General features: G+C 61.0%; 12 protein-coding genes. 6 read left to right on the top strand and 6 right to left on the bottom strand.

Features of this window, described 5'->3' with window-relative positions; genetic code table 11:
* Positions 1 to 38 precede the first annotated feature (38 nt).
* From CWE01_RS24015 to CWE01_RS24025, 3 genes are read right to left on the bottom strand one after another with little or no spacing between them, the layout of a single operon-like run.
* On the bottom strand, positions 39 to 8,744 hold the full coding sequence (locus CWE01_RS24015; protein ID WP_100943037.1) for a hemagglutinin repeat-containing protein: 8,706 nt from the start codon (positions 8,742 to 8,744) through the stop codon (positions 39 to 41).
* A gap of 60 nt (positions 8,745 to 8,804) precedes the next feature.
* Entirely contained in the window at positions 8,805 to 9,317 is a 513-nt protein-coding gene (locus CWE01_RS24020) for a toxin-activating lysine-acyltransferase (RefSeq protein ID WP_100943038.1), read from the bottom strand.
* An 11-nt stretch (positions 9,318 to 9,328) separates the two neighbouring features.
* On the bottom strand, positions 9,329 to 11,029 hold the full coding sequence (locus CWE01_RS24025; RefSeq protein WP_256579406.1) for a ShlB/FhaC/HecB family hemolysin secretion/activation protein: 1,701 nt from the start codon (positions 11,027 to 11,029) through the stop codon (positions 9,329 to 9,331).
* 306 nt (positions 11,030 to 11,335) lie between these two features.
* Here CWE01_RS24025 and CWE01_RS24030 point away from each other — a divergent pair, with 306 nt between their 5' ends.
* The 5 genes from CWE01_RS24030 (at position 11,336) to CWE01_RS24050 (ending at position 17,317) form a co-directional block, all read left to right on the top strand.
* A complete protein-coding gene (locus CWE01_RS24030) occupies positions 11,336 to 12,250 on the top strand; it encodes an AraC family transcriptional regulator (RefSeq protein ID WP_100943039.1) in 915 nt (304 codons plus the stop codon).
* Between the two features lie 137 nt (positions 12,251 to 12,387).
* Positions 12,388 to 13,143: a YkgJ family cysteine cluster protein gene (locus tag CWE01_RS24035; protein ID WP_100943086.1), complete on the top strand. Its 756-nt coding sequence runs from the start codon at positions 12,388 to 12,390 to the stop codon at positions 13,141 to 13,143.
* Between the two features lie 183 nt (positions 13,144 to 13,326).
* A complete protein-coding gene (locus CWE01_RS24040; protein ID WP_100943040.1) occupies positions 13,327 to 13,767 on the top strand; it encodes a CBS domain-containing protein in 441 nt (146 codons plus the stop codon).
* Positions 13,768 to 14,087: 320 nt separating this feature from the next.
* Positions 14,088 to 15,779 (top strand): lipid IV(A) 4-amino-4-deoxy-L-arabinosyltransferase, encoded by a 1,692-nt coding sequence (gene arnT / locus CWE01_RS24045; protein ID WP_100943041.1) that lies wholly within the window; start codon positions 14,088 to 14,090, stop codon positions 15,777 to 15,779.
* Positions 15,776 to 17,317 (top strand): glycosyltransferase family 39 protein, encoded by a 1,542-nt coding sequence (locus tag CWE01_RS24050; protein WP_100943042.1) that lies wholly within the window; start codon positions 15,776 to 15,778, stop codon positions 17,315 to 17,317. The genes arnT and CWE01_RS24050 overlap by 4 nt, the downstream gene beginning before the upstream one ends.
* 44 nt (positions 17,318 to 17,361) lie before the next feature.
* On the opposite strand, the gene ggt is transcribed toward CWE01_RS24050, so the two are convergent.
* Together ggt and CWE01_RS24060 are read right to left on the bottom strand one after the other, a co-directional pair.
* Positions 17,362 to 19,089, bottom strand: coding sequence for a gamma-glutamyltransferase (ggt, locus tag CWE01_RS24055; protein WP_100943043.1), 1,728 nt, complete (start codon positions 19,087 to 19,089; stop codon positions 17,362 to 17,364).
* A gap of 168 nt (positions 19,090 to 19,257) precedes the next feature.
* The gene (locus CWE01_RS24060) at positions 19,258 to 20,145 is read right to left on the bottom strand and encodes a LysR family transcriptional regulator (RefSeq protein WP_100943044.1); all 888 of its coding nucleotides are present in this window, start codon (positions 20,143 to 20,145) and stop codon (positions 19,258 to 19,260) included.
* A gap of 180 nt (positions 20,146 to 20,325) precedes the next feature.
* On the opposite strand from CWE01_RS24060, the gene CWE01_RS24065 reads away from it, so the two are divergent.
* Complete coding sequence (locus CWE01_RS24065) at positions 20,326 to 21,360, top strand: D-cysteine desulfhydrase family protein (RefSeq protein WP_100943045.1); 1,035 nt, start codon at positions 20,326 to 20,328, stop codon at positions 21,358 to 21,360.
* 19 nt (positions 21,361 to 21,379) lie between these two features.
* Here the strand turns inward: CWE01_RS24065 and CWE01_RS24070 are convergent, their stop codons facing one another.
* Positions 21,380 to 22,273, bottom strand: a complete 894-nt coding sequence (locus tag CWE01_RS24070; protein WP_100943046.1) for a LysR family transcriptional regulator — start codon at positions 22,271 to 22,273, stop codon at positions 21,380 to 21,382.
* Between the last annotated feature and the right edge of the window lie 111 nt (positions 22,274 to 22,384).

Here is a 22,384-nt window from a genome sequence, read left to right on the forward strand (position 1 = left end):
TGTAATATTTACCGGTTCCCATGCAAGTCTAAGCTCATTCATTTTGCACCCACTGGCACTTGTTGATAAATAAATCTTGAATCTATCTGATTATGGAATAAATACTCCCGCTCAGGCAAGCCAATGCTCGGATTAATTTCGAAGAACGCTTGCGGGTTCTCGTAGTTCTGGACAGCATAGTTCGCAGCATCACGTGACTCCACACGGAACGTAGTGACGAAGCCATTTTGGTTCTGGCTGGGACCACGAGCGAAATACTCCGCAACGGACGGATTGTCCGAGACACCTATTGTAGGTAGGCCTTGGCTGCCTATCCCATGTTCTGCGTAGATATCGTTAAGTTGGGCGGATGAGCGACCACTCAGGAAATCATTGGTTGCCGGAACACCCCGCTCCTGAGCCATTGAAGACAGAAATTCCGATCTTAATGTCGCATCGCCGCGATAGAAATACTTCCATTCCACTGGGCCAACAAAATCGGCCGCATAGAGATCCCCGCTATAGGCCAAAATACGTCCTGCACTTTTTGCACTATTAGTCCATTCAGCAAAATCCGCGACCTTACCCAACGCTCCTATACGACCAGCAGGAATGAGGTAAAGCGCATCTTCAGCAATCTGCTTGCCTTTTAGCTCATTATAAGCCGAAGAGTACCCTTGCAAACTGGCAAGATAGTCAACTATCTGACCCTCGTTGCTTTTTGCTCTATAGCCATCCCAACCGGTTCCCGCAGCAACACCCAAAAGGCCATTTGCAACCTGGGAACTGGTCCCGGAAAAATCGCTTACAAGCCCACTTCCAAGCTCATATATACCTTTCCCCACCCCATAAAACCCGCTCCCTATCCCTTGCACGCCCTCCACCAGCCCAGAACCTAAAGAGCCTACAGATTCTAAAGAGGGAACATTGTACTTTAGATTCCTCTCATAGTAGTCGGCTTGACTATTCACCTCAGAATTTCGGTAGTTAAATACATTCCCGCTTATCAAGTACTCCCCATACACCAGAGGATCGTTATATGAGACAGCATGATTAACTTGATAGCCTTGCAGCAAGGCCGTGGTTTCTGCCGGAGTATAAGTTCTTGGCCCCTCAGACAGTTGAGGAACATCGCCGGTTGTTTGATTGACAGCGTACCGATCCGCCAAAGGTGCTAAAGCCGCCCCCAGATGCTCCAATGTCGACGTTTCGAACTGACTGCCCGCCCCTATCGTTTGTTTCCACTGAGCATCCGTATAGAAAGCAAACGCGCGCGCCATTCGCTGCTCGGCTTCGGCTGGACTGATGCCCAGCTCGACCGCCATTTTGGGGGCCTCCTCTTCAATCAGGCGCGCTTCTGTAGGGTGAGCCTGACGGTTGTATTTATCGATATTGCCAGCAATAACGGCCCCGCTCATCTGCGCAATCGAACCGCTGCCGCCTGCCACCGCAGCCCCCACCCCGGCGGCGATCCAGGTGCCGAGAGCATCGCGATTTTCCGGACCGATACCGTTATTTTTCAGCACCTGATCCAAGGTCGGCATAACGGCTGCCGATGTGCCCGCACTGAGCGCGCCACTCGCCGCCGTACCGCTGGATAAGCCCTGCAATGCACCGGCCAGGCTATGCAGCAAAATACGCGCCGAACCACCTTCAGCCCACACCGCTTGCAGGCTTGTGTCCCTGCTGCGCGTCGCGTCCGCCAATTGCTGATCGGCATAATCGCCGATTTTCTTGTAGGTATCCGCCGCCGTGGTATTGGCCACGATACCCACCGCCGTCGCCCCACCCGTGCCGCCCAACCCCGCAGCGAGCAGGCCCGTGGCGATATCGGCCATGATTCGCTTGTCGCCACCAATGTTCCAACTGGCCGCATCTGCCGCAGCAGCGTTCGCCGCTGGCTCTAGCGTCGTATCAGCTTTCGCCTGTTCTGCCAGTTTACTCGCGGCCTCCGACTTGGCCTTGGCGACCGCGTCTACGATGCCGGTGGACAATTGCACCGTGCTTTGAATAAGGTCGATGCGCTCCTGCATCGCCTTCTGGTCAGGTTTGTCCAGCTTCTGATTGGCGTTCGCGGTATCGCGGTTAAGCCCAACCAGATCATTTGCACCCTCGGCACTACGCACAACTATCGTGCCTTCGCTGACAGCACTGCGGGTTTTGCTGTGATCCGAGTCACTGAGCGCCAGCGGAACACTGCCCCCCACCGTCGACCCGGAGTTGCCGCCATAGGACAACGACAGGCCAGCCGACTGACTCTTGATGTCACTGGTGTTCTTGATGTCGCTGACAATCAACCGATTCGTATCGAGCAGGTTCTTGTCCGCGGACGCTTCACTGGCAATCACCGCGCCTTGCAGTGTGGTCTTGTCAGCGACATGAATGTTGTAACCACCCACGCCCGCGAATAGCCCGCTCTGATCGGTAACGGCCTTGTAGTTGCTGTTCATGTTGCTAGCGGCCAGGCTGGCGGAAGCCGCCACGGTCGAGCCGAAGCAGAACGGCGGAATGCAAATGCTCGCACCAAAACCGGCACTGCCCTGCTTGTTCTTCTGGGTCTCACTGTCCTGGCGCGAGGTGATATTGAGGTTGCCGCCGATATCCGCCTTGATGCTGTCCGCCCGTACCTGCGCACCAGCCAGGGTGGTGTCCTGGCCACTGCGCAGGATCAGCGAACCGGTATCCAGGGTGCTGTTGACCTGGGTGACCGAACCGCCAGTGCCCATGCTCTTGGCGATGGATGCCCCCAGGTCGAGGGTGAAACCATTCTGCTCACCGATATTGAAACTGGCGCCAATAGCAGTTTTGTCGTTATTGCTGTCGTTGGCCCAGTTCGCGGTGTCCTGAGCGCTTTCCAGGGTGATGTTGTTCTTCGCCAGCAACACTGTATCGGCCGCTTTCATACCACTGCCGATGATATGAATATCGCCCGCCGTTCCCGGCGCGCTGCCATCGGCGATGATCGTCAAGGTTTTACCCGCCGTGAGCGAGCTTTGCTTGGCCGTCTGGCTGTCATACTCGCTGGTGCTGGTGGTGTGGGTGCTCGCCAGCTCGGTGCCGATCTTGATCAACGAACCATTGCTGTTAGCACTGCCCGTCTTGTTGGAATAGCCCGATCGACCATCGTAGGCATCCGACGATGCCCCTCCCAGGTTGTAACCGGCCAAAGCCGCCTGCGCCCACTTCACCGCCTTGAGTCGAGGATCGTCCGCGCTGTTCGCGGCTTGTATCGCGCTGCGAATGGTGTTGTAGCTATCAACCACCGTGCCGCCCAGCACGCGACCCACCGCCAGGCTGCGGGTCTCGTCGGTGCTGCTCTGACTCGCGCTCTCCATACCGGCGGCAATAGTCACGTTGGCACCGGTCAGGCTCATGCTCTGGGTACTGACCAGATCGCTGGCGGTCACACTGAGCAAGCGACCGGCATTGAGCGACACATTGCCGGCACTGGAGCCGAGGGTGCTGCCGGTCAAGGTAGTTTCCGAGGACTGGCCGGTATGGTTCTGGCTGCTGATGGACAGGTGCTGGTTGCCGGTCATGTCATCGAGGCCCAGCTTGTTCCCCGTCAGCACACCGGTGAAGTCGTGGCTCTTTTCCTTGTGCAGTTCGTTGCGGGTGAAGGTGTTCTGCGCGGCATCGATCTGCAGGTCGCGCCCCGCGCTCACCGTCATGTCCGCCGTGCTCACCAGCGACGATCCACGGACCCGTCCATCCTGTCCGGCCTGGATATCGACGCTGTTGCCGGAGACCAGGCTGCCGACCGCCGTGGTCTGGGTTTCGCTGACCTTGTCGGTCACTTTGCTGGCCTTGAATCCACCCAGGCTGCGGCTGTTGCTGTCCTTGTCGTGGCGCGTCTGCGTGCTGTCGACAGCGGCAACAATCGAAATATCGTTGCCGGCCAGAAGTTGCGCCGCCCCCTTCTGCGCGATCACCTCGCTACCTTGAAGCACCAGGTTACGCCCAGCCTGGACCGCCAGTTGCTGTGCATCGAGGTGCGAGCCCTGGGCGGTGGTTTCATTGACGGAGTCGCGGGTGGCCGTGGTTTTGCTGGAGAGGAAGCCATTGCTGCCGGTGACCTTGTGCGCTTCATCGGCGCTGCGCATGTTCTCGCCGGAGCTCAGGTTGACGTCGCGCACGGCCTGGGCAATGACGGCACCCGCGGTGCTGCTGAGGCTGGCGGCTCGCGCGTTGAGATCGTTGCCGGCACGAAGCCCCAGGTCACCCTGGGTCTGCAGGCTGCTGCCACTTTCACTGCGGCTCGTTTCGCTACGCCAGTTGTCCGCGTCCCAGTGATTGCTCTGCTCACGGGTCTCGACAACCGTCGTCAGGTTGAGGTCACGACCGGCAGACAGGCTGGTAACCCCAGCGCTGCCGGTATTGACCACTTGCGCGCCCTGCAGGTTGATATCCCGTCCGGCAGTGGCCAGCAGGGTAGCCGCCGGATCGGAAACGAACAGGCCGGCGACCCGCGACAGATTGGTCTGGCTGCCCTGCGCACTCTGGGTGCTGATGGTGCTGGACTGCACATTCAGATCGCGCCCGGCACTGACCATCAGGCTCTTGTCGGCTTTGATCTGGCCACCGAGGTTGTTCACATCCTGCGTCGCATCGAGGCTGACGGTACTGCCTTGAATACGCCCTTCCAGGTTATTGAGGGTGTCGGCCTTGATGGAGACCACCTGACGACCCGACAAGCTGGCGCTGTTGACCAGATTGCCCGTCACGTTCAGGTTCAGTTGCTGTCCGGCCATCAAGCCGCCGGCGCCGTTGATGTCGCCGTCACGTACCCGCACATAGACCTGCGGTACCAGCACACTGCGTACCTCGCCACTGGCCAGCGTCACATCCTTGGCCACCAACCAGACGATATCGCTGGTCAACTGGGCCATTTGTTGCGCGGTCAAGGCCACACCGGGAATCAGCTTCCAGCTACTGGCATAGGTGACGGCGTTGTCGATAAGGCCTCGATACTGCGTTTCGTCACTGGCATAGCCGTCGACAAAACGGCGCCCCGTCAGCTGCGCCACCTGCTCGCGAATCAGTTTCTGCTCGTAGAAACCATCGCCTATTCGTTGCTGGGTTGTCGCCGGGTCCAGGTTGAGCCTGCCGAGCATGTAGTCCGAAGACAACCATTGGCCATAACTGGTGAAGCGCGGATCGGTTTCGATCAGATAACCGGAAGTGCTGCCGGGGACCGGGCGAAACAGTGCGTTGTCCGGCAAGGCACTGTTCACCCCGCCGGTCAGAATACGCTCGGGCACACCCCCGACATTGTTCGTGGAATTGGCCAGCACCTCGCTGATCGGCGTAAGGCTTGGCTCATGAATCGTGCGGCTGGACAGTTCGGTAGGGCCCACGGTCCCAACGCTCAGCTTTGTCAGCTGGGTACCACTGCCTTGAGGAGCTGTGTTCTGCTCATAAACCGTTGGCTGCAAGGAAATGGCCTGCACACCGGCCGCCGGGTTGTAGGCGGCAGCGTCGCTCCCCTGACGGTCGCGGCCTTTGCGCTGGATGCGATAGAAGTGCGTGAGTACGCCATTCTCCGTGGTGACCTGCTGTCCCGCGACTTCAGTGTTGATCAGGCTGTTGGCGTTGGTTTGCAACAAGCCACCGGCGATGATCCGACTGTTATCGTTGAGGACCTGGTTGGCATTGATACGCAGATTGCTGCCGGCGAGTATTTGCCCGGGGTCGGAGCTGGCAATCTGGGTTTGGGTCACGACGCGGGTCAGGTCGTAGCGGTTCCACTCGTCGTTGCTGCCTTCCGGTGTCACCAGAATGTCGACTTCGTTGTTATAGATCGAAATCTGATTGGGATCGTAGCGATTGGCCGAACCCGACAGTTGATACTGTTGCAGCGACTGGCGCGAGAGCTCCACCTCGCGGGTCGAGAAGTGCTCGTTGGTGTTGCGCACCGAGGCCGCGTTCAACGTCAGGGCACCGAGGGCCTCGATGGTCGCGCTCGCGTTATGGAGTTCGAGCGCCTGACCGGTCGCGTGGTAGGCGCTATCCAGCGCCCCGCCGATGGCCATGTCACCGGTGCTGAAGATCAGGCCGTGTTCGCTGTTGTTCAGGTATTGCGCACCGATATCCAGGCTCACGCGAGCGGCGATGACCGCCGCCGTACCATTTTCGACGGTATTGGTCAGGGTGTCCGCCGCCAGCGCCAGTTCGTCACCGTAGATGCGCCCGGTGCCCAGGTTGGTCAAGGTGGGCGCGCTCAGCCGAGTGTACTGGCCATCGATCAGGCCGCGGTTGACCAGCGATTCGCTGGCACTCAGTTGTACCTGCAAGCCACTGATCTCAGCGGCAGCGGTGTTATCGATTTGCCGTGCCGACAAGGTCAGCAGGTTACCCGCCTGCAAGCTGCCCTGGTTGCCCAGTAGCCCCGTAGTTGCCACGCTCAAGTTGCCGTTGGCCTGCAACAGGCCGGTATTGAGGTAATCGCCGTTGAGCGTGAACGACAGATCCCCCAGGCTCAATGCCCGGCCATTACCGGTATAGCCGGCGCTGTTGAGCGTCAACGAGCGCCCCGCAACCAAGGTCCCGCCCTGGTTGCTTACGGTTTGGGTTTTAGCCACCAGGTTGCGGTCGGTGAGCAGGAACTGGGTGCCGGCCGAGATTTTCCCCGACTGGTTGTCCAGCACGCCACTGCCGGTCACGGTCAAGGCCTGATCGGCAATGATCGAGCCGACCTGGTTGCCCAACTGATCGACGCTGAGGCTGATGGTGCGCCCTTCAATACCTTGGTCCAGGCCCTGGGTGCCGGCGTTGTCGATCTGCGCCGCCGTCATCAGCAGATCGGCACCGCTGCGAATCAAGCCGGCGCTGTTGTCGAGTTTGCCGTCAATATCGAACTTGAGGTTGCCCAGTGCCTCGATGCGCCCACCGTGATTGTCAAGGCTGACGCTGGCGAATGTCGCATCGGTACCGCTCTGCAGTTGCCCACCCGCACCATTGCCGATGCTCTGCGCCTTGATGTCCAGGCTCTGCCCGGCGCCGACGAAGCCGGCGTTATTGAGTAACTGCGCCGACACCAGTGCGATCGATTGCAGGGCTTCAAGGTGGCCGTCACTGTTATCCAGCACGCCACCGGTGGCCGTCAATGTCAGGCTCGAACCTACCGAACCGAGGCTGCCTTGGCGGTTGGTCAGTGAACCGGTGGTGATATTCAATGCGCCCTGACTGGCGATCACGCCTTGACTGTTATCCAGCGTCCCCTGCAATTCAATGCTCGTGACTGAAGGACCGCTCTGCAGCACCTGGCCTTTCACGTTGGACAGGTCATGGGCCTTGAGCCGTACCTGGGCAGCACTGACTTTGGCGCCATCGGTACGCAACGCGTTCGCGGCGGTGACGGTCAGCGCGCCCTTCGCAGCCATGCGGGCCCGGCTGACATCGACATCACCCTGGCTGCTGGTAAGCGTCAGTTGGGCCGCGGAGGTCTGGCTGTCGCTCAAGTCGACAGTCGCCGCCTGGGCCTGCAGACTTTCGGCGGCGATATTCTGCCCCTTGGCACTGAGCTGGCCGGAAGCACTCAGGCTCAATGATCCGGTCTGCCCCAGCTTGCCACTGCTGTCGACCCCGGCGGCCAGGGTCGAACCACTAGTGCTGCGCAGGTTCCCGGCTGTCACCCGGGTATTGCCCTGGGCGGCGACGATACCGCTGTTGTCGATATCGGCCGTGGTCTTGAGCGTCAGGTCGCCCTTGGCGTACAGCGTGCCACTGTTCTGGACTCCGCTGCCTGTCTCGACCTGCGTCGAACCGGCACTGCTGATCTGTCCGCTGTTTTCCAGACGCCCGTCGGCGCGGATCACCACGTCGCCGGCACTGGCGCCGATCTGCCCGGCATTACGCACCCCGACACCGGCGCCATTGCCCACCAGGACGATCTTGCCCGCATACATGCCGCCCAGTTGCGCGACATCGATACCGACCACCGGGGCATCGGTCGTGCCCTTGTCGGCGGCGCTCTTGCCGGCCTTGATGCTCAGGTCCTTGGCCCAGATGCCGGCGTTGACCTCGACGGTGCGCGCGATGACTTCGGTGTAATCGCTGTCACGGGTATCCATCCCGGCCCCCTTGATGGATACCTTGCCACCATCGACCTGATAGCCGCGCAGTTCACCGTTCTCGAATTGCGCCTTGCCCGTGGTGAGGGTTGCGCGGTTGGCGTTGATAAAACCGCAACCGTCACAGCTGATCCCGGACGGGTTGGCGATCACCACCTGCGCCCGGGAGCCGGCCACTTCGACATAACCGTTGAGTTGGCTCGGATTGCTCGAATTGACCTCGTTGAGGATCAACCTCGCCGTGCCTGCGCCCAGCGCCGGATTGCCGTCCACCCAGCCGCCGAGTTGGGTCTGACTGTTGGTCGCCGAGTTATTGAGGATCACGCCGCGCCGATCGACGTCGAACTGTTGATAGGTATTGCGCGACACACCGCCCGCGCTGGGCGCGGTGATATTGACCTGGGTGACCCCGCTGCCGGTCACCCCGATGCCCGGTTGCTGCGCGGCAGGCGCGCCTGGGTCGGCGACCACCGCCGCCTGTGCCGACGCGGCGCCCAGCGTGATCAGACCCAGTCCCGCCATCAAGGCAAATCGCAACGGTGTCAGGCGTACCACGCAGCTGGAACCAGACACTGTGCCTGTCACGCCGCCGCCCGCTGATTTCGAGCCGCCGCTCACATTTTCGGCCACGACCATCAACAGGCCACGAGCCTTGTTGAAAATGATCCGATACAGATGCTTGTTAATGTTCAATTCCTTTTGAGCGGCGCCAGGCCGCGAATACGCCGGACGCTGAAATAACGGGGTCGGGGACTACTGAGAGAGCGGGTGGGCGGCAAACCAGGCGCGCGCCTCGGCGGGCATAACGCCAATGCCCTTCCACGTCTTGATACTCAAGCCGCGCTCATTGCCTCGATGCCCCAGATGGCGGCCGACGCGCTGTGCCCAGAGCCGGCCAAGCACCAGCTTCGACAGTTGCCGGGTGTGTCCGAAAGGGGCCACCCAGTCGCTGATCCAGAGACGCTCGCCACTGTTCCAGTCGGCTTCGGGCATGAACACCGGAGGGTTGTTCAGATAGCGCTGTTCGGCCTCCGCACTGAGGTTCATCCAGGACATGAAAAACACCGGTGTGCCCTGCTCGCTGGCGAGCATGAACTGCCGCTGCTTGATCGCCGGCAGCAGCAATGCCGACAAGGTATGCAACGGCGCATCCCGATGGGCCGCCGACTGCATCCACAACCAGACGGCGGCACCGAGCACACTGGCTTCGTTCCAGGGTTCGTCGAACTGCTCGGGTGCAAGGATTTCAAGAGTGCCGAAGTGCATGCCCGTCTCCCTCAAAATGACCAGCTGAGATTAAAGCCAGCGGTCACATCGGCCGTCTCGAAGTGCTTGGGTTTCATCAGCGGTTGGCCGAGGAACAGGTCGTAGGACACCTGCTTGTAGCCACCGCGCATGCCGACTACGGCACCGGCCAGTCGGTTCCCGGACAGGTACTGGGTGGAGTGTCCGCCGACCTCGCCATAGTCGACGCCGAGATAGAGTTCCTGGCTGTTCTGAAAGACAAACCAGCCCAGGTCATTGCGCAAGGTCCAGCCCCGTTCGGCGGACAAGATCTGTTCGCCGTCGAACCCGCGGACGCTATAGCGCCCACCAATGGAAAAGCGATCCTGAGCCACCAGCGGTGAGCGATTCCATTGGCTGCGCCAGGCGCCGATGTAGCGGAATTGCTGCGTCCCTATCCGGAAAGGGGTTTGCAGCTGAGCGCTGGCGTTGATGATCTTCGACCGTGAAGTGCCCTCGTCGAGGTCTTCTTCCGGTGCGCGCAAGGCTTGGAACGCGCCGGTTCCACGTCGATAGCTCAGGCCCAGATCCAGGGTATTGCTGCCAATGAACTCGCGGTGATCAACCCCCAGTTGCCACCCCGCCATGCGCCGGCGCTGCACTTCAATTTCAGTGTCGTCGATATAGTTGCTGGAGGTCCGCGTCCAACCACTGGCCCAGACCGAGGTCTTGCGTACGGCGTCACGGTAGATCAGTCGAGAGAGTTTCAGCTCGTTGTTACGGCTGCGTCCCTGATAGTCATAACTCTGGTTGTTCCCAGCCACGGTCTGGTGATAGTCGTACTCGCTGGAAGTCAGTCCCAGTTGCCAGTAGTCGTACGGTATCGAATAGTACAGGGTGTGCCCTTGCGAACCGCGATCACCACTTTTGCCACCGCCCAGGTTGTGGCTGAAGCTGGCATAGAACAGGTCATTGAGACTCAGCGGGTTATCCAAAGACAGCGCGACGTTGCCCTGGTAGCGACCGGTGTCCTTGCTGCCCGAGTCGTCCGTCGACAGGCTCAGGCGCGCCACGGAAGCTTGCTTCCAGAGGATCACCACATCGCTTTCTCCCGGTTTGGCGTCAGCGTCGGTGGCCGGTGTGATCTGAACGTCGGCGTCGGCCGTGGGCACCCGCTTGAAGTTCTCCAGGGCTTGCTCGATGTCCCGCAGGTTCAACAGGTCGCCGGGTTGGGCCGGCATGGCATTCCACAAGGTCGCTCGCGACGAGGTGCCGTCGGCAAACCGAATGTGTTTGATCCGTCCCGGAATCAATACCAGGGAAAGCGTCCCCCGGCTCAGGTCCTGGGGGGCAGCCAGCACCCGCGTGGTAACGAACCCGCGCGCGATAATCAGGTTCTGTATGCGCTTCATGGTCAGGTTGATGCCCGCGGCCCCCAGGCAACGGCCGAGTGCGGGATCCGACGCGGGGTTGGCGGCACGCAGGGCCCATTGGAAGGCTGCCGACTCCTCGCCTTCGAGCACGATATGGCGAATGCTGAAGCATGGCGTTTCATTTACTGGCAACGTACCCCGGCCATCATCGGCGGAAGCCTTGAGGCGTACGTCAGGGGAAGATTCGAGCTGTTCACGCAGGACCCGCTCGCGCTCTTGCTGGCGCAGCAACGGCTGTTCCGGCGCCACAGGCTCGGCCGCCATGGCCGTGAGGCTGGCAGACAGGCTGAGGATTGCGAAGGGGTACAATGAATGTTTCAAAACTGACCGACCGGTCACATAGGCATGCAACCGGGCACACAAACGAAGCTTGAAAAACACGACACATCCCTGAGAGTAGAACTTCCTGCAACGTGCCGTTAATCAGCGCATTGTCGAACAGCTGTAATTAAAAACCGACAACGTAGAAACAATTAGATACATCGACCCGGAAAAGTTCCGAGTCCCAGAGAAACAAAAGAACCGGCAACGACAAACCGGCACCAACCAAAATCCACCCGTGGCGTCGCAAAGCCCTCCTTAGCCCCTTAGAATGTCGGCATCCGGTTCAGTTCAAGGACAGTGTCGATGTCGAGTTCCTCCCGTGTGCGTACCTATGGCATGCAGCAACGCAGCGACCGCCCGGACTTCTATATCCGTGACAAGCAGGCCCGCCCCGCCATCGTCACCCCGCACCGGCATGACTACTTCCAGATCCAGATCAACCTGGGCGGCGATACCGTGCAGCACATCGGCGGCGCCATCCGGCCTTATCCGCGCCAGGCCCTGGCCTTTATCCTGCCCCATCGCCTGCACCTGATCCCGCACCCGGAAGACGGCAACTTTGTCCTGATCAACTTTTCCCAGGCGTTTTTCCTGCCGCACCTGCACTGCGACCCGCTGGACCTGGAAGACCTGTCCATTCATGACCTGCCGGAGTTGTCGCCGTTCCAGCATCAGGAACACCTGGACTTTATCCTCGCCGACCACGACTTCGCTGAAGTCCTGCTCCTGCTGGAAAAAATGCGCGAGCTGGATCAGGGTCGCGATCTCGGAACCCGGCAAGCGCTCAAGGGCTGTCTGCTGCAACTGACCGGCAAGGTCTGCAGCCTTTATGCAGGCGAGTTGCAGGCCTTGTCAGCGAACAAGGCGGCACGACGTGGCCGACGGGATGCACTGGCGCGGGTCTCGAGTTATCTGCGCGAGCATATCGCCGACCCGGCGCTGAACCTAAAGGACACCGCCGAGGCGGCCTTTTTGTCGCCCAACTACCTGACCCACTTGCTGCGCAAGGAAACCGGCAGCACCTTCTCGGAACTGGTGCTGGAGCGCCGCATGCGCCTGGCCCGAACGCACCTGCTCAACAGCGAAAAGCCGGTGAGCCAGATTGCACAATTGTGTGGTTTTGCCGACGAGGCCTACTTTTCACGCCGCTTCAAGGCCACCCAGGGCCTGCCGCCGGGGCAATTTCGGCGCCGGAGGCAAGAGCCTGGAAGCAACTGAATCCCAACCACTGAGTTTATTTTTTCAAATCTGTAACAAAAAGCTACTCGCCTCTCTCCACAGATCAAACTCCGTGCAACCACGGGGGCCGACGCTCGCGCGGCGGTTCAAAAAAAGCTGGATGAGGTGGCGAGTTGATCAACACACGATTTTCCTGCGTGGGCTGCGGCAAATGCTGCAATGACCACTACGTTCCGCTGACTCTCGCGGAGTCCCGCCAATGGGCGGCGGACGGCGGCACGGTGATCGTCCTGGTGGAGGCGTTCCTGGAAAACGGTCACGGGGTGGCCGAAGCACAATTCGAACACGCCCGGCGCCGTTCGATCCTGGTCTCCAGCGGCACAACCCAGGCCTGGCTGGCCGTCACGTTCGCCGCCTACAACAACGGGCCCTGCCGCAATCTCGATGCCGACAACCGCTGCGGCATCTACGAAAGGCGCCCGCTGGTCTGCCGGATCTATCCGGCGGAGATCAATCCGCATATCCCGTTGCGCACGGACCGCAAGGACTGCCCGCCCGAATCCTGGGAGCAAGGCCCTGACCTGATCGTCGGTGGACAGCTGGTCGACCAGGAACTGGCCGGACTGATCGAGCGCTCGCGCCAGGCCGACCGTGAGGATATCGGTGCCAAAGCCGCCATCTGTGCCCGCCTCGGCATCCGCACCACCGCTCTCAAGGGCAACGGTTTCTCCACTTACCTGCCCGACATGCAGGCGTTCATGGCCGCCATCGACGAGGTTCGCGGGGAGCGGACGCCCAGCACCACTGGACAGCACTGGGCTTTTCATCTGGCCGATGAAAACAGCAGCCGGGCACTGCTCGCCCATGGCGCGGCAGTCACTCAATCGGGTACAGGACACTACCGCTTTATTCCCTTGCGATCGGCCGATTAAGGCGCTTGACTCAGTGAACGGCGGTCATCTGCGACAAAAGATCGGGCAATGACGTTTTTTCAGCCTCTACAGGCCGCTTTCCGCATCGTCTTCGCGGTATCCGTCTACGATTCTGTAAGAGCGCCACGATGGAGTGTGGCCCTCCCAAACAAGAACACCAAGAACAGCAAGAGAGAGCCGTCCATGAAAACCGTCGCAGAGCTGTTGAAACTCAAGGGTAGCCAGCATCAGGGCGTGCATACCATTGCCCACGACCATACTGTGTTCGAAGCCCTGATACTGATGGCCTCGAAAAATGTCGGCGCCCTTCCGGTACTCGAAAACGGCCAGGTCGTGGGCATCATCAGTGAACGCGACTACGCCCGCAAAGTGATCCTGCACGGGCTCAGTTCGGTCACCACCAAGGTCCACGAGATCATGAACGCCCCGGTGATCACTGTGGATTCACGCCAGAGCGTGGAAACCTGCATGAGCATCATGACCGACAAACACCTGCGCCATCTTCCGGTGGTCGAGGACGGGCAACTGATCGGCCTGCTGTCCATCGGCGACCTGGTGAAAGAAGCCATTGCCGAACAGGCCGACCTGATCCGGCAACTGGAACAATATATTCGCGGCGAGTAAGGCCCTCCCCGGGCCATGGAATGGCTCACGGCAGGAACGAGGCCACTCGCTCCTGCCATCTCAATGACCGCCCAATAAAGTATGTCAAAATGTTTATACAACCCAGGTAATACGGGGCTCCTGGCGATATTTCCGATTTTTTCACAACGCTTTCACTTCACTCCCACCTGCACCCCTCTAAATTCCCCCCCTGCCCTCACGCGGCCTTGTCTACTCTTTACAGTTTTAAACATCGAAACTCTGGATCGGACCATCAAGTCCATGCATTGTGCCTGCCCTGCTCAAACCCTAGCTGCGGCGCTTACCGCTAAGGTCGACCCATGAACCCTCACGTGTTTCCACTTTCCGCCGCGACGCTCAGGCGCTGGTCCGTGCCGGTGCTGCTGCTGGCCTTCGCGGTGTTCTACCTGTTGCCCATGATGGGCCACGGCTTGTGGATTCCCGACGAACCGCGCTACGCCCAGATCAGCCAGGAGATGCTGCTGACCGGCAACTGGACCGCCCCGCACTTCATGGGTCTGCGCTATTTCGAAAAACCCATTGCCGGCTACTGGATGATCGCCATCGGCCAGGCCATATTTGGCGAGAACTTTTTCGGGGTGCGTGTGGCTTCGGCCGTGGCCACCGGCCTCAGCGTGCTGCTGACCTACCTGATCGCACGCCGGCTGTGGAACGACCCGCGCAAGAGTTTCGCCTCGGCCTTGCTATTCATGAGCTTCGGCCTGATCGCCGGGCAGGCCGGCTACGCCAACCTCGACCCGCAATTCACCCTGTGGTCGAACCTGAGCCTCTTCGCCTTCTGGTTCGCGGTCGACAGCAAGGAACAACGCCATCGCCTGTACGCCTGGGCCGGACTCGGCGTGGCCTGTGGCATGGGCTTCCTGACCAAGGGTTTCCTCGCCCTGCTGCTGCCGGTACTGATCGCCCTGCCCTATATGATCTGGCAACGCCGCTTCGCTGAACTGTTGCGTTATGGCCCGCTGGCCGTGATCGTGGCGGTGATCATCGCACTGCCCTGGGTGCTGGCGGTCAACGCCCAGGAACCCGACTACTGGAACTTCTTCTTCTGGCACGAACATATCCAGCGCTTTGCCGGCGACAACGCCCAACACGCCCGGCCGTGGTGGTTCTACCTGCCGCTGCTGGTGGTGTCCTGCCTGCCGTGGTCGGTGATGCTGTTGCCAACGCTCAAACAGGCCTGGGAGCAAAAGCACCAGCCCGGCACGGGTTTCCTCTGGTTGTGGTTCCTCTTGCCCCTGGCCTTTTTCAGCCTGAGCCGAGGCAAACTGCCGACCTACATCATGCCGTGCCTGTTGCCGCTGGCACTGATGATGGGCAATGCGCTGATCGATCGCGTGGCCCGCGCCGAAGGCCGGATGCTGCGGATCAATGGCTGGCTCAATCTGATTCTCGGTGTCGCGGCCATGACGGCCCTGATCTACCTGCAAACCAGCCGTTCGATCTACGCCAACAGCCATGCGGAAGTCTTCAACCTCTCGCTGGTGTTCATCCTGCTGATGGGCTGGATCATCGCCAATGCCCTGCAAGCACTCCGTCCGCTCACCCTCTGGGCCATGCCGGCGCTGGGGATTGGCTTGCTGGTAGCGCTGCTGCCGGCAGGTATGCCGGCCAGCATCGTCAACAACCGGATGCCGGATCAATTTATTGCAGAACATGTCAACGAATTGCGCCAAACCAACCGACTGTTGAGCAACGAGCTGGGGGCGGCGTCCGCGCTGGCCTGGCGCCTGCAACGCCCACGGGTGGATTTGTTCAACGCAGCGGGTGAATTGAAGTACGGTCTCGACTATCCTGATGCCGCCGAGCGGCAGGTGAACGCCGCCAACGTCGAACAATGGATGACTGAAGCCCGTAAACAGGGCTCGGTCGGTGTAGTACTACGCGTCAAAAGCGTAGACGAAATGCGCGAAGTCGAGCAGCTCCCGCTGGACGGCAAGCGTTATCAAAAGGGTAATACCATCATCATGATCTTCCCGCAGACCCAACCATGAATCAGAGTTTCTGGAAAACTGACAAAGGCGCACTGACGCTTCTGCTTATCGTATCGGCCATCCTTCTACTGGTGGGCCTGGGCCAACGGGAGTTGTGGGGCGCGGAAACGCGCTGGGCCAACATCGCCCTGCAGATGCTGCAGTCGGGCAACTACTTCGACCCCTACCTCAAGGGCTCGCCTTATTATGACAAGCCGCTGCCTTCCTACTGGCTGATCACCGCCAGCGCCGGCCTGATGGGCGGCCTGGGCAATTGGTCGCTGCGCCTGTCGTCGGTGATTGCCGCCTGGCTGACGGTCTGGCTGGTCTACCTGATCGGCGAACGCCTGTGGCGCAAGGGCACCGGCCTGATCGCCGGCTGGATGCTGGCCACCACCTTCTATTTCGTGTTCTGGGCACGGGTGGCAACCGCCGACATCCTCACGGTGTTTGGCGTGGTCGCGGCCATCTGGTGGTACTGGCGCGGACCGGACGATACCCGTCTGGGTCGCTACACGGTGTTTTTCCTGATCCTGGCCCTGACTTCCCTGCTCAAGGGGCTGATCGGTTTCATACTGCCGGGCCTGATCCTGCTGCCCCACGTGCTGGCTGACGGGCGCTGGAAACGTCACCTCAACCCACGCCTGTTCGTCGCCCTGGTGATTGCCGGCGCGCTGTACTCCATTCCGTTCGTGCTGTCGCATTTCTATGGCTCGCCGACCTATGGCGAGAGCGGCCTGGCGCTGGTGTTCAAGGAAAACGTGGTTCGCTTCTTCAACCCCTTCGACCATATGGGGCCGATCTACACCTACCTGATCTACCTGCCGGCCTACACCCTGCCCTGGGCACCGTTCTGGATCCTCGGCCTGTGGGTTGCCATCCGCCAATGGAAGAAGATCGAGCCCAACACCCGCTGGCTGGTCTGGGCACTGGGACTGCTGTTCCTGTTCTTCACCCTCAGCGGCAGTCGCCGTAGCTACTACGTGCTGCCCCTGGTGCCGTTCGCCCAGTTGCTGGCGGCCTGGTGGGTGACCCGACGCCTCGAAGAGAAGCGTGCGGCCGGCAAGGTTGCGGGCCCGGGTTGGTCGAAAGGCTTCGCGGCGGCGGCGCTGCTCCTGCTGCTGGTGATCGGCGTGCTCTATCCGTGGACCAACAGCGGCGGCGGCGTGACCAGGTTCGCCGACGACGTGCGCACCAAGGCCAGCCAGCAAATGCCTTGGGACGAATGGAAAATCGTCATGATCGAGGTGGACAACAAGCTGCCGATGTACATGAACAACCAGGGCACGCCGTTCTACTATGTCAAAGACTCCCAGGACTACCCACGTACCGGCGACAGCGCGGCGTTCATGGCCTGGCTGGAGAAAACCAGCGGCCAGCGCTGGGACCCGTCGCGTACCCTGATCGTTACCAGCTACAGCAAGCACGACGAGGTGCCGCTGAGTTACCTCTCGGCCGATCATGAGGTGGTCACCACCGAGCTCACCAATGGAGCACGGCTGGCCAAGAAGAAAGAGAGTGGCAGCGTGGCCTATATCCCCAAGGCCAAAGGGATTTAACCAATAAACAAGGGCACCGAAAGGTGCCCTTGTTCATTTCAGCCTCAATAACCCAACGACAGCCCCGTATTACGACGCGGATCGTTCGCGCCATAGAAGCGGTTGTTGCCTACCGGCTTGCCACCGAGGGACGGTGCGCCGACCAGGATAGCCGCCAGGTGGTTGGCGTCCTGGGGACCGGAGAACTTCTGGCCCCAGCTCTCGAGGATCTTGCGGGTATCCGGACTGACCGCGAAGTTCTCCAGGTTGGTGGTCTCCGGCATCCACTGCTGGTGGAAACGTGGCGCGTCCACCGCTTCCTGGATGTTCATCCCGTAGTCGATGACGTTGAGCATGGTCAGCAGGGTCGCGGTGATAATCCGACTGCCGCCAGGCGTCCCCACCACCATGACCGCCTTGCCATCCTTGGTGACGATGGTCGGGCTCATCGACGACAACGGCGTCTTGCCCGGAGCGATGGCATTCGCCTCGCCCTGCACCAGGCCATACATGTTCGGCACGCCGACCTTGGAAGTGAAGTCATCCATCTCATCGTTGAGAATGACCCCGGTCTTGCTCGCCATGACACCGGCACCGAACCAGTCGTTGAGGGTGTAGGTCACCGACACCGCGTTGCCCCATTTGTCGACGATCGAGAAATGGGTGGTGTTGTTGCCTTCATGGGGCGCGACACCCGGCTTGATGTCCTGGGAGATCCCGGCTTTCTGCGGGTCGATGGCCGCGCGCAGTTTCTCGGCGTAGCCCTTGTCCAGCAGGTGCGCTACCGGGTTCTTGACGAAGTCGGGGTCGCCCAGGTAGCTGTTGCGGTCGACATAGGCGTGACGCATGGCTTCGATCTGATAGTGCAGCCCCTGGGCCGAGTGATAACCCAGGTCAGCCATCGGATAGCCTTCGAGGATGTTCATGATCTCGCAGATCACCACGCCGCCCGAGCTCGGTGGTGGTGCCGAAACGACGTGGTAGCCACGGTAATCGCACTCGACGGGCGCCAGCTCGCGGGTCTTGTATTTGTCGAGGTCGGCCTGGGTGATGATGCCCTTGCCGGCCTTGCTCGAATCGACGATGGCCTTGCCGACCCACCCCTTGTAGAAGCCGTCGGTGCCCTTGGCGGAGATTTCCTTGAGGGTCTTGGCCAGGTCTTTCTGCACCAGCTTCTGACCGACCTGCATCGGCTCGCCCTTGTTCAGGAAGATCGAGCCCGAATCGTGAATATCTTTCTTGAATTCATCGGTGGCGGTGTGCAGCAGATCGACATCGCCCTGCTCCAGCACAAAACCTTCGTCGGCCAGCTTGATGGCCGGGGCCATGACCTGCGCGCGCTTTTTCGTGCCGTATTTTTCCAGCGCCAGTTCCATGCCCGAGACGGTGCCCGGTACGCCGACCGCCAAATGGCCTTTCGAACTCAGGTCGGGGACGACGTTGCCGTCCTTGTCCAGGTACATGTTGGCCGTGGCGGCCAGGGGGGCTTTTTCACGGAAATCGAGGAAGGTCTTGCGACCGTCAGCCAGTTGCACGGTCATGAAACCGCCACCACCGAGATTGCCGGCTGCCGGGTAGACCACCGCCAGCGCATAAGCGACCGCGACCGCCGCGTCGACTGCGTTGCCGCCGGACTTGAGTACGTCGACACCGACATGGGTGGCCAGGTGCTGGGCCGTGACAACCATGCCATTTTCGCCCGCGACCGGGGCCTGGGAAGCAGCATAAGCAGGGGAAATAGCCAGAATCAACGCCGTCGCCAGAAGCGAACGCGCAAGGGGTTCAAACGTCATAAGCCGACTCTCTTGTTTTTATTTGCTGGGAACGCAGACTCCTGTCTGCGCAGGCCTCTACCAAGGTAGGCGCTCTCGCGGTATTTACCTAGTACCAATACACAACTTTTTACCGGTACCACGCCCCACCGGGGGGACACGGCAAACCCTTGGTGAAACCGGGAACAATCAACCCTGGCGACCCCAGCGGGCAACAAAACCGACGAACGCTTCGAGCTTGGGTACCGGTGTCCTGGAGCGCGGATAGACCATATGCACCGGCTTGGGCGCCGGGATGAAGGCCTCCAGCAAGCAGACCAGGCGACCCTCGGCGATCGCCGAAGCGAGCAGAAAATCCGGCTGCATCAGGATGCCGTTGCCGGCCAGCGCCGATTGCAGCAACACCTGCCCGTCATTGCTTTTCAGCACGGCTTTTTCCGGCCACGGGACCTCCTCCGTACCATCGCTCAACGGCCAGGCAAAGCGGTTGTGCCAGGAGGTGTGGGTGAGGATGCGATGGCGATGGAGGTCGGCGGGTTCACGCGGGGTGCCGTGCTGTTGCAGATAATCGGGCGATGCGCAGATCAGCATTTGATAAGGAGCCAAGGCCATCGACATCAGGTTGACATCGACCCCCTCCGAGACCCGAAACGCCAGGTCGAAGGCGCGCTCCTGCAGGTCGATGATCTCATTGCCGAGGATCAGCTCGACCTGGATATCCTCGAAGGCACGCATGAACGCCGCCACCAGTGGCGCTACGAAGGAGACCCCGAGCGTCATCGGCGCGGTTATCCGCAGCAGGCCGCCGGGTTTGTCAGCGGAGGACTCCAGGCGGGCAAAGGCGGCATCAACCTGCTCAAGTGCCAACCTGGCCTCGTCATAGAACAGCCGGCCTTCGGCGGTCACCGTCTGGCGCCGGGTGGTGCGCTGGATCAGGCGCACCTTGAGCACCTGCTCCAACTGCTGGACATGCCGTCCCACCATCACCGCCGACATCCCCAGCAGCGCCGCCGCCTCGGTAAAACTCCCCGCCTCCACCACGGCAACGAACACTTCCATTTGCCTGAGCTTGCTCATCACTGCCACCTTCGGCCGGGCAAAAATACGCTCGCCATCATGCCTGGCCGCAACCGCAAGTCAATCAAGCGGACACCTTGTTGATTATTAACCCAAGGTTAGCAATCAGCGAACGCAGGATGCCTTTATCCTCGCCCGGTCGGCCCCTACCCTGAACGGCACACTCACGGGAGACCGACCATGACCGCCTCGCTGGACAACACCCTCGCCACCTTCCCCCGCGCCCGACTGCTTGAAGGGCCGACTCCGATCCAGCGCGCGTATCGCCTAGAGCAGCATTTGGGGGCCGCGGCCAAGGGCGTCGGCCTGTATCTCAAGCGCGATGATTTCATGGCCCTTGGCGGCGGCGGCAACAAGTTGCGCAAGCTCGAGTTTCACCTCGGTGCGGCCCTGCACCAGCACATCGATACGGTCATCACCGTCGGCGGCGTGCAGTCCAATCATGCCCGGCTCACCGCCGCTGCCGCCGCACGCCTGGGACTGGACTGCGAACTGGTGCTGACACAATCGGCAGCGGTTTCCGGCCTCGACTACGAATCCAACGGCAATCGGCTGCTCGATGAGTTGTTTGGCGCCAAATTGCATCTGTTGCCCGCTGGCGCCGACTCTCTGGCTGTCGCCAATCAACGGGCCGCACAGTTGCAGGAGGCCGGACGCAAGGTCCTGGTGATCCCTGTCGGTGGCTCCACGGCACTGGGCAGCCTGGGGTACGTGAGTTGCGCCCGTGAAATCATCCAGCAGGCTGCGCAACTGGAGCTGTACTTCGAGCGGGTCTTCGTCGCTAACGGCAGTGCCGGTACCCATGCCGGGCTGGCCGCCGGTTTCGAGGTGCTGGGCCGGGGCGCGGCGCTGGTAAAGTCCTGGGCGGTGCTGGCCGAAGAAACCGTCTCGGCCGAGCGGACCTGGCAGTTGACCCGCGACACCCTCGACCTGCTGGGACATCCGCACGCATTGGAACGCGCATCGATACAGGTCGACGGCAGCCAACGCGGCTCCGCTTACGGCGTGCCCACCGAGGCCATGCTGGAAGCCGTGCGCCTGCTGGCCCGCAGCGAAGGGCTGCTGGTCGATCCGGTGTATTCCGGCAAGGCCCTGGCCGGGTTGCTCGCCGATCTGCGTGACGGCCGTTACCAGCCCGGCGACAACCTGCTGTTCGTGATGACTGGCGGCTCGCCGGGACTCTACGCCTATCGCGAGTCACTGCAGCAAGCTTGAAGCTGCCGTCAGAGCTGACTCATCCTGCTCGCCCAGCAACCTCCAGCGCCAACTCGGCAAAGTTGCGCGCCGCCACACTGGCCTGGGCCGGCAAGGCCACGCACACCGTGCACGGCGGCATATCGCGAATAATCGGAAACGACAGCCCGGGACGCGCATAAAACCGCGCCGTCGAAGACGCTGTGATGCTGATCCCGCGTTCCGAGGCCACCGCCTGCAACTCGCTCTCGACCGTCGAGGCTTCGTGGATGACCGGCGCACTGCGACCGTCGCGATACGCATCAGCGGTCCAGTAACTGCGCCACACATTGCTACCCGGCGCGGCCACGATCGGATCATCGAGGATGTCGTGGATACTGACGGTTTCCTGCCCGGCCAACCGATGGGTGCTGGGCAGGCAGGCGACGCAATCTTCTTCCACCAGGGTGATCAGCTCGACACCCGGCAACCCCAGGGGCGGACGCAGGATGGACACGTCCATACCCTCGGCGATACCGGCATGGGGTTCGGAAAAATCGAACTCCTTGACCAGCACCTTGACCTGGGGAAAGCGCTTGGCGAACGAACTGAGAATGCGCGGCATCAGGTCGACCCCGGCACCGATCAGGAAACCGACCTTGAGCGACCCGCGTAGCCCCACCGCATGATCGCTGGCGGTCTGGGCCATCTGCGCCAGCTTGGCAAGAATCTCCAGCGCCTGCGGCAACAGCGCCAACCCGGCTTCGGTCAGGGCGACCTTGCGGGTATTGCGCTCGAACAGCGGCACATCCAGCAGCGCCTCGAACTGCCGGATCGTCTGGGACAACGCCGGCTGGGAGACATGCAGACGGGTCGCCGCGCGGACAAAACTCAGCTCCTCGCCGACCATCACGAAAGCCCGCAACTGGCGAATATCCACCCCGTTGATCAACATCTGCCGCCCTCCCGTTCTTCGACGAAATCCGCGTCGATCATGCCACGACTTATAAGCCAGGCCAAATAATCAACGGCCCATCGGTCTTTCTAAAGCCCAGGGCCCCGGCGC

Origin of the sequence: Pseudomonas sp. QS1027 (assembly GCF_002814235.1) — a bacterium.
GTDB lineage: Bacteria > Pseudomonadota > Gammaproteobacteria > Pseudomonadales > Pseudomonadaceae > Aquipseudomonas.

What these genes read in the sequence shown, in the direction of transcription:
- CWE01_RS24070 (WP_100943046.1), bottom strand. Translation starts at nt 22,273, where the DNA reads ATGTTGATCAACGGGGTGGATATTCGCCAGTTGCGGGCTTTCGTGATG.
- CWE01_RS24065 (WP_100943045.1), top strand. Translation starts at nt 20,326, where the DNA reads ATGACCGCCTCGCTGGACAACACCCTCGCCACCTTCCCCCGCGCCCGA.
- CWE01_RS24060 (WP_100943044.1), bottom strand. Translation starts at nt 20,145, where the DNA reads ATGAGCAAGCTCAGGCAAATGGAAGTGTTCGTTGCCGTGGTGGAGGCG.
- arnT (WP_100943041.1), top strand. Translation starts at nt 14,088, where the DNA reads ATGAACCCTCACGTGTTTCCACTTTCCGCCGCGACGCTCAGGCGCTGG.
- ggt (WP_100943043.1), bottom strand. Translation starts at nt 19,089, where the DNA reads ATGACGTTTGAACCCCTTGCGCGTTCGCTTCTGGCGACGGCGTTGATT.
- CWE01_RS24050 (WP_100943042.1), top strand. Translation starts at nt 15,776, where the DNA reads ATGAATCAGAGTTTCTGGAAAACTGACAAAGGCGCACTGACGCTTCTG.
- CWE01_RS24040 (WP_100943040.1), top strand. Translation starts at nt 13,327, where the DNA reads ATGAAAACCGTCGCAGAGCTGTTGAAACTCAAGGGTAGCCAGCATCAG.
- CWE01_RS24020 (WP_100943038.1), bottom strand. Translation starts at nt 9,317, where the DNA reads ATGCACTTCGGCACTCTTGAAATCCTTGCACCCGAGCAGTTCGACGAA.
- CWE01_RS24030 (WP_100943039.1), top strand. Translation starts at nt 11,336, where the DNA reads ATGTCGAGTTCCTCCCGTGTGCGTACCTATGGCATGCAGCAACGCAGC.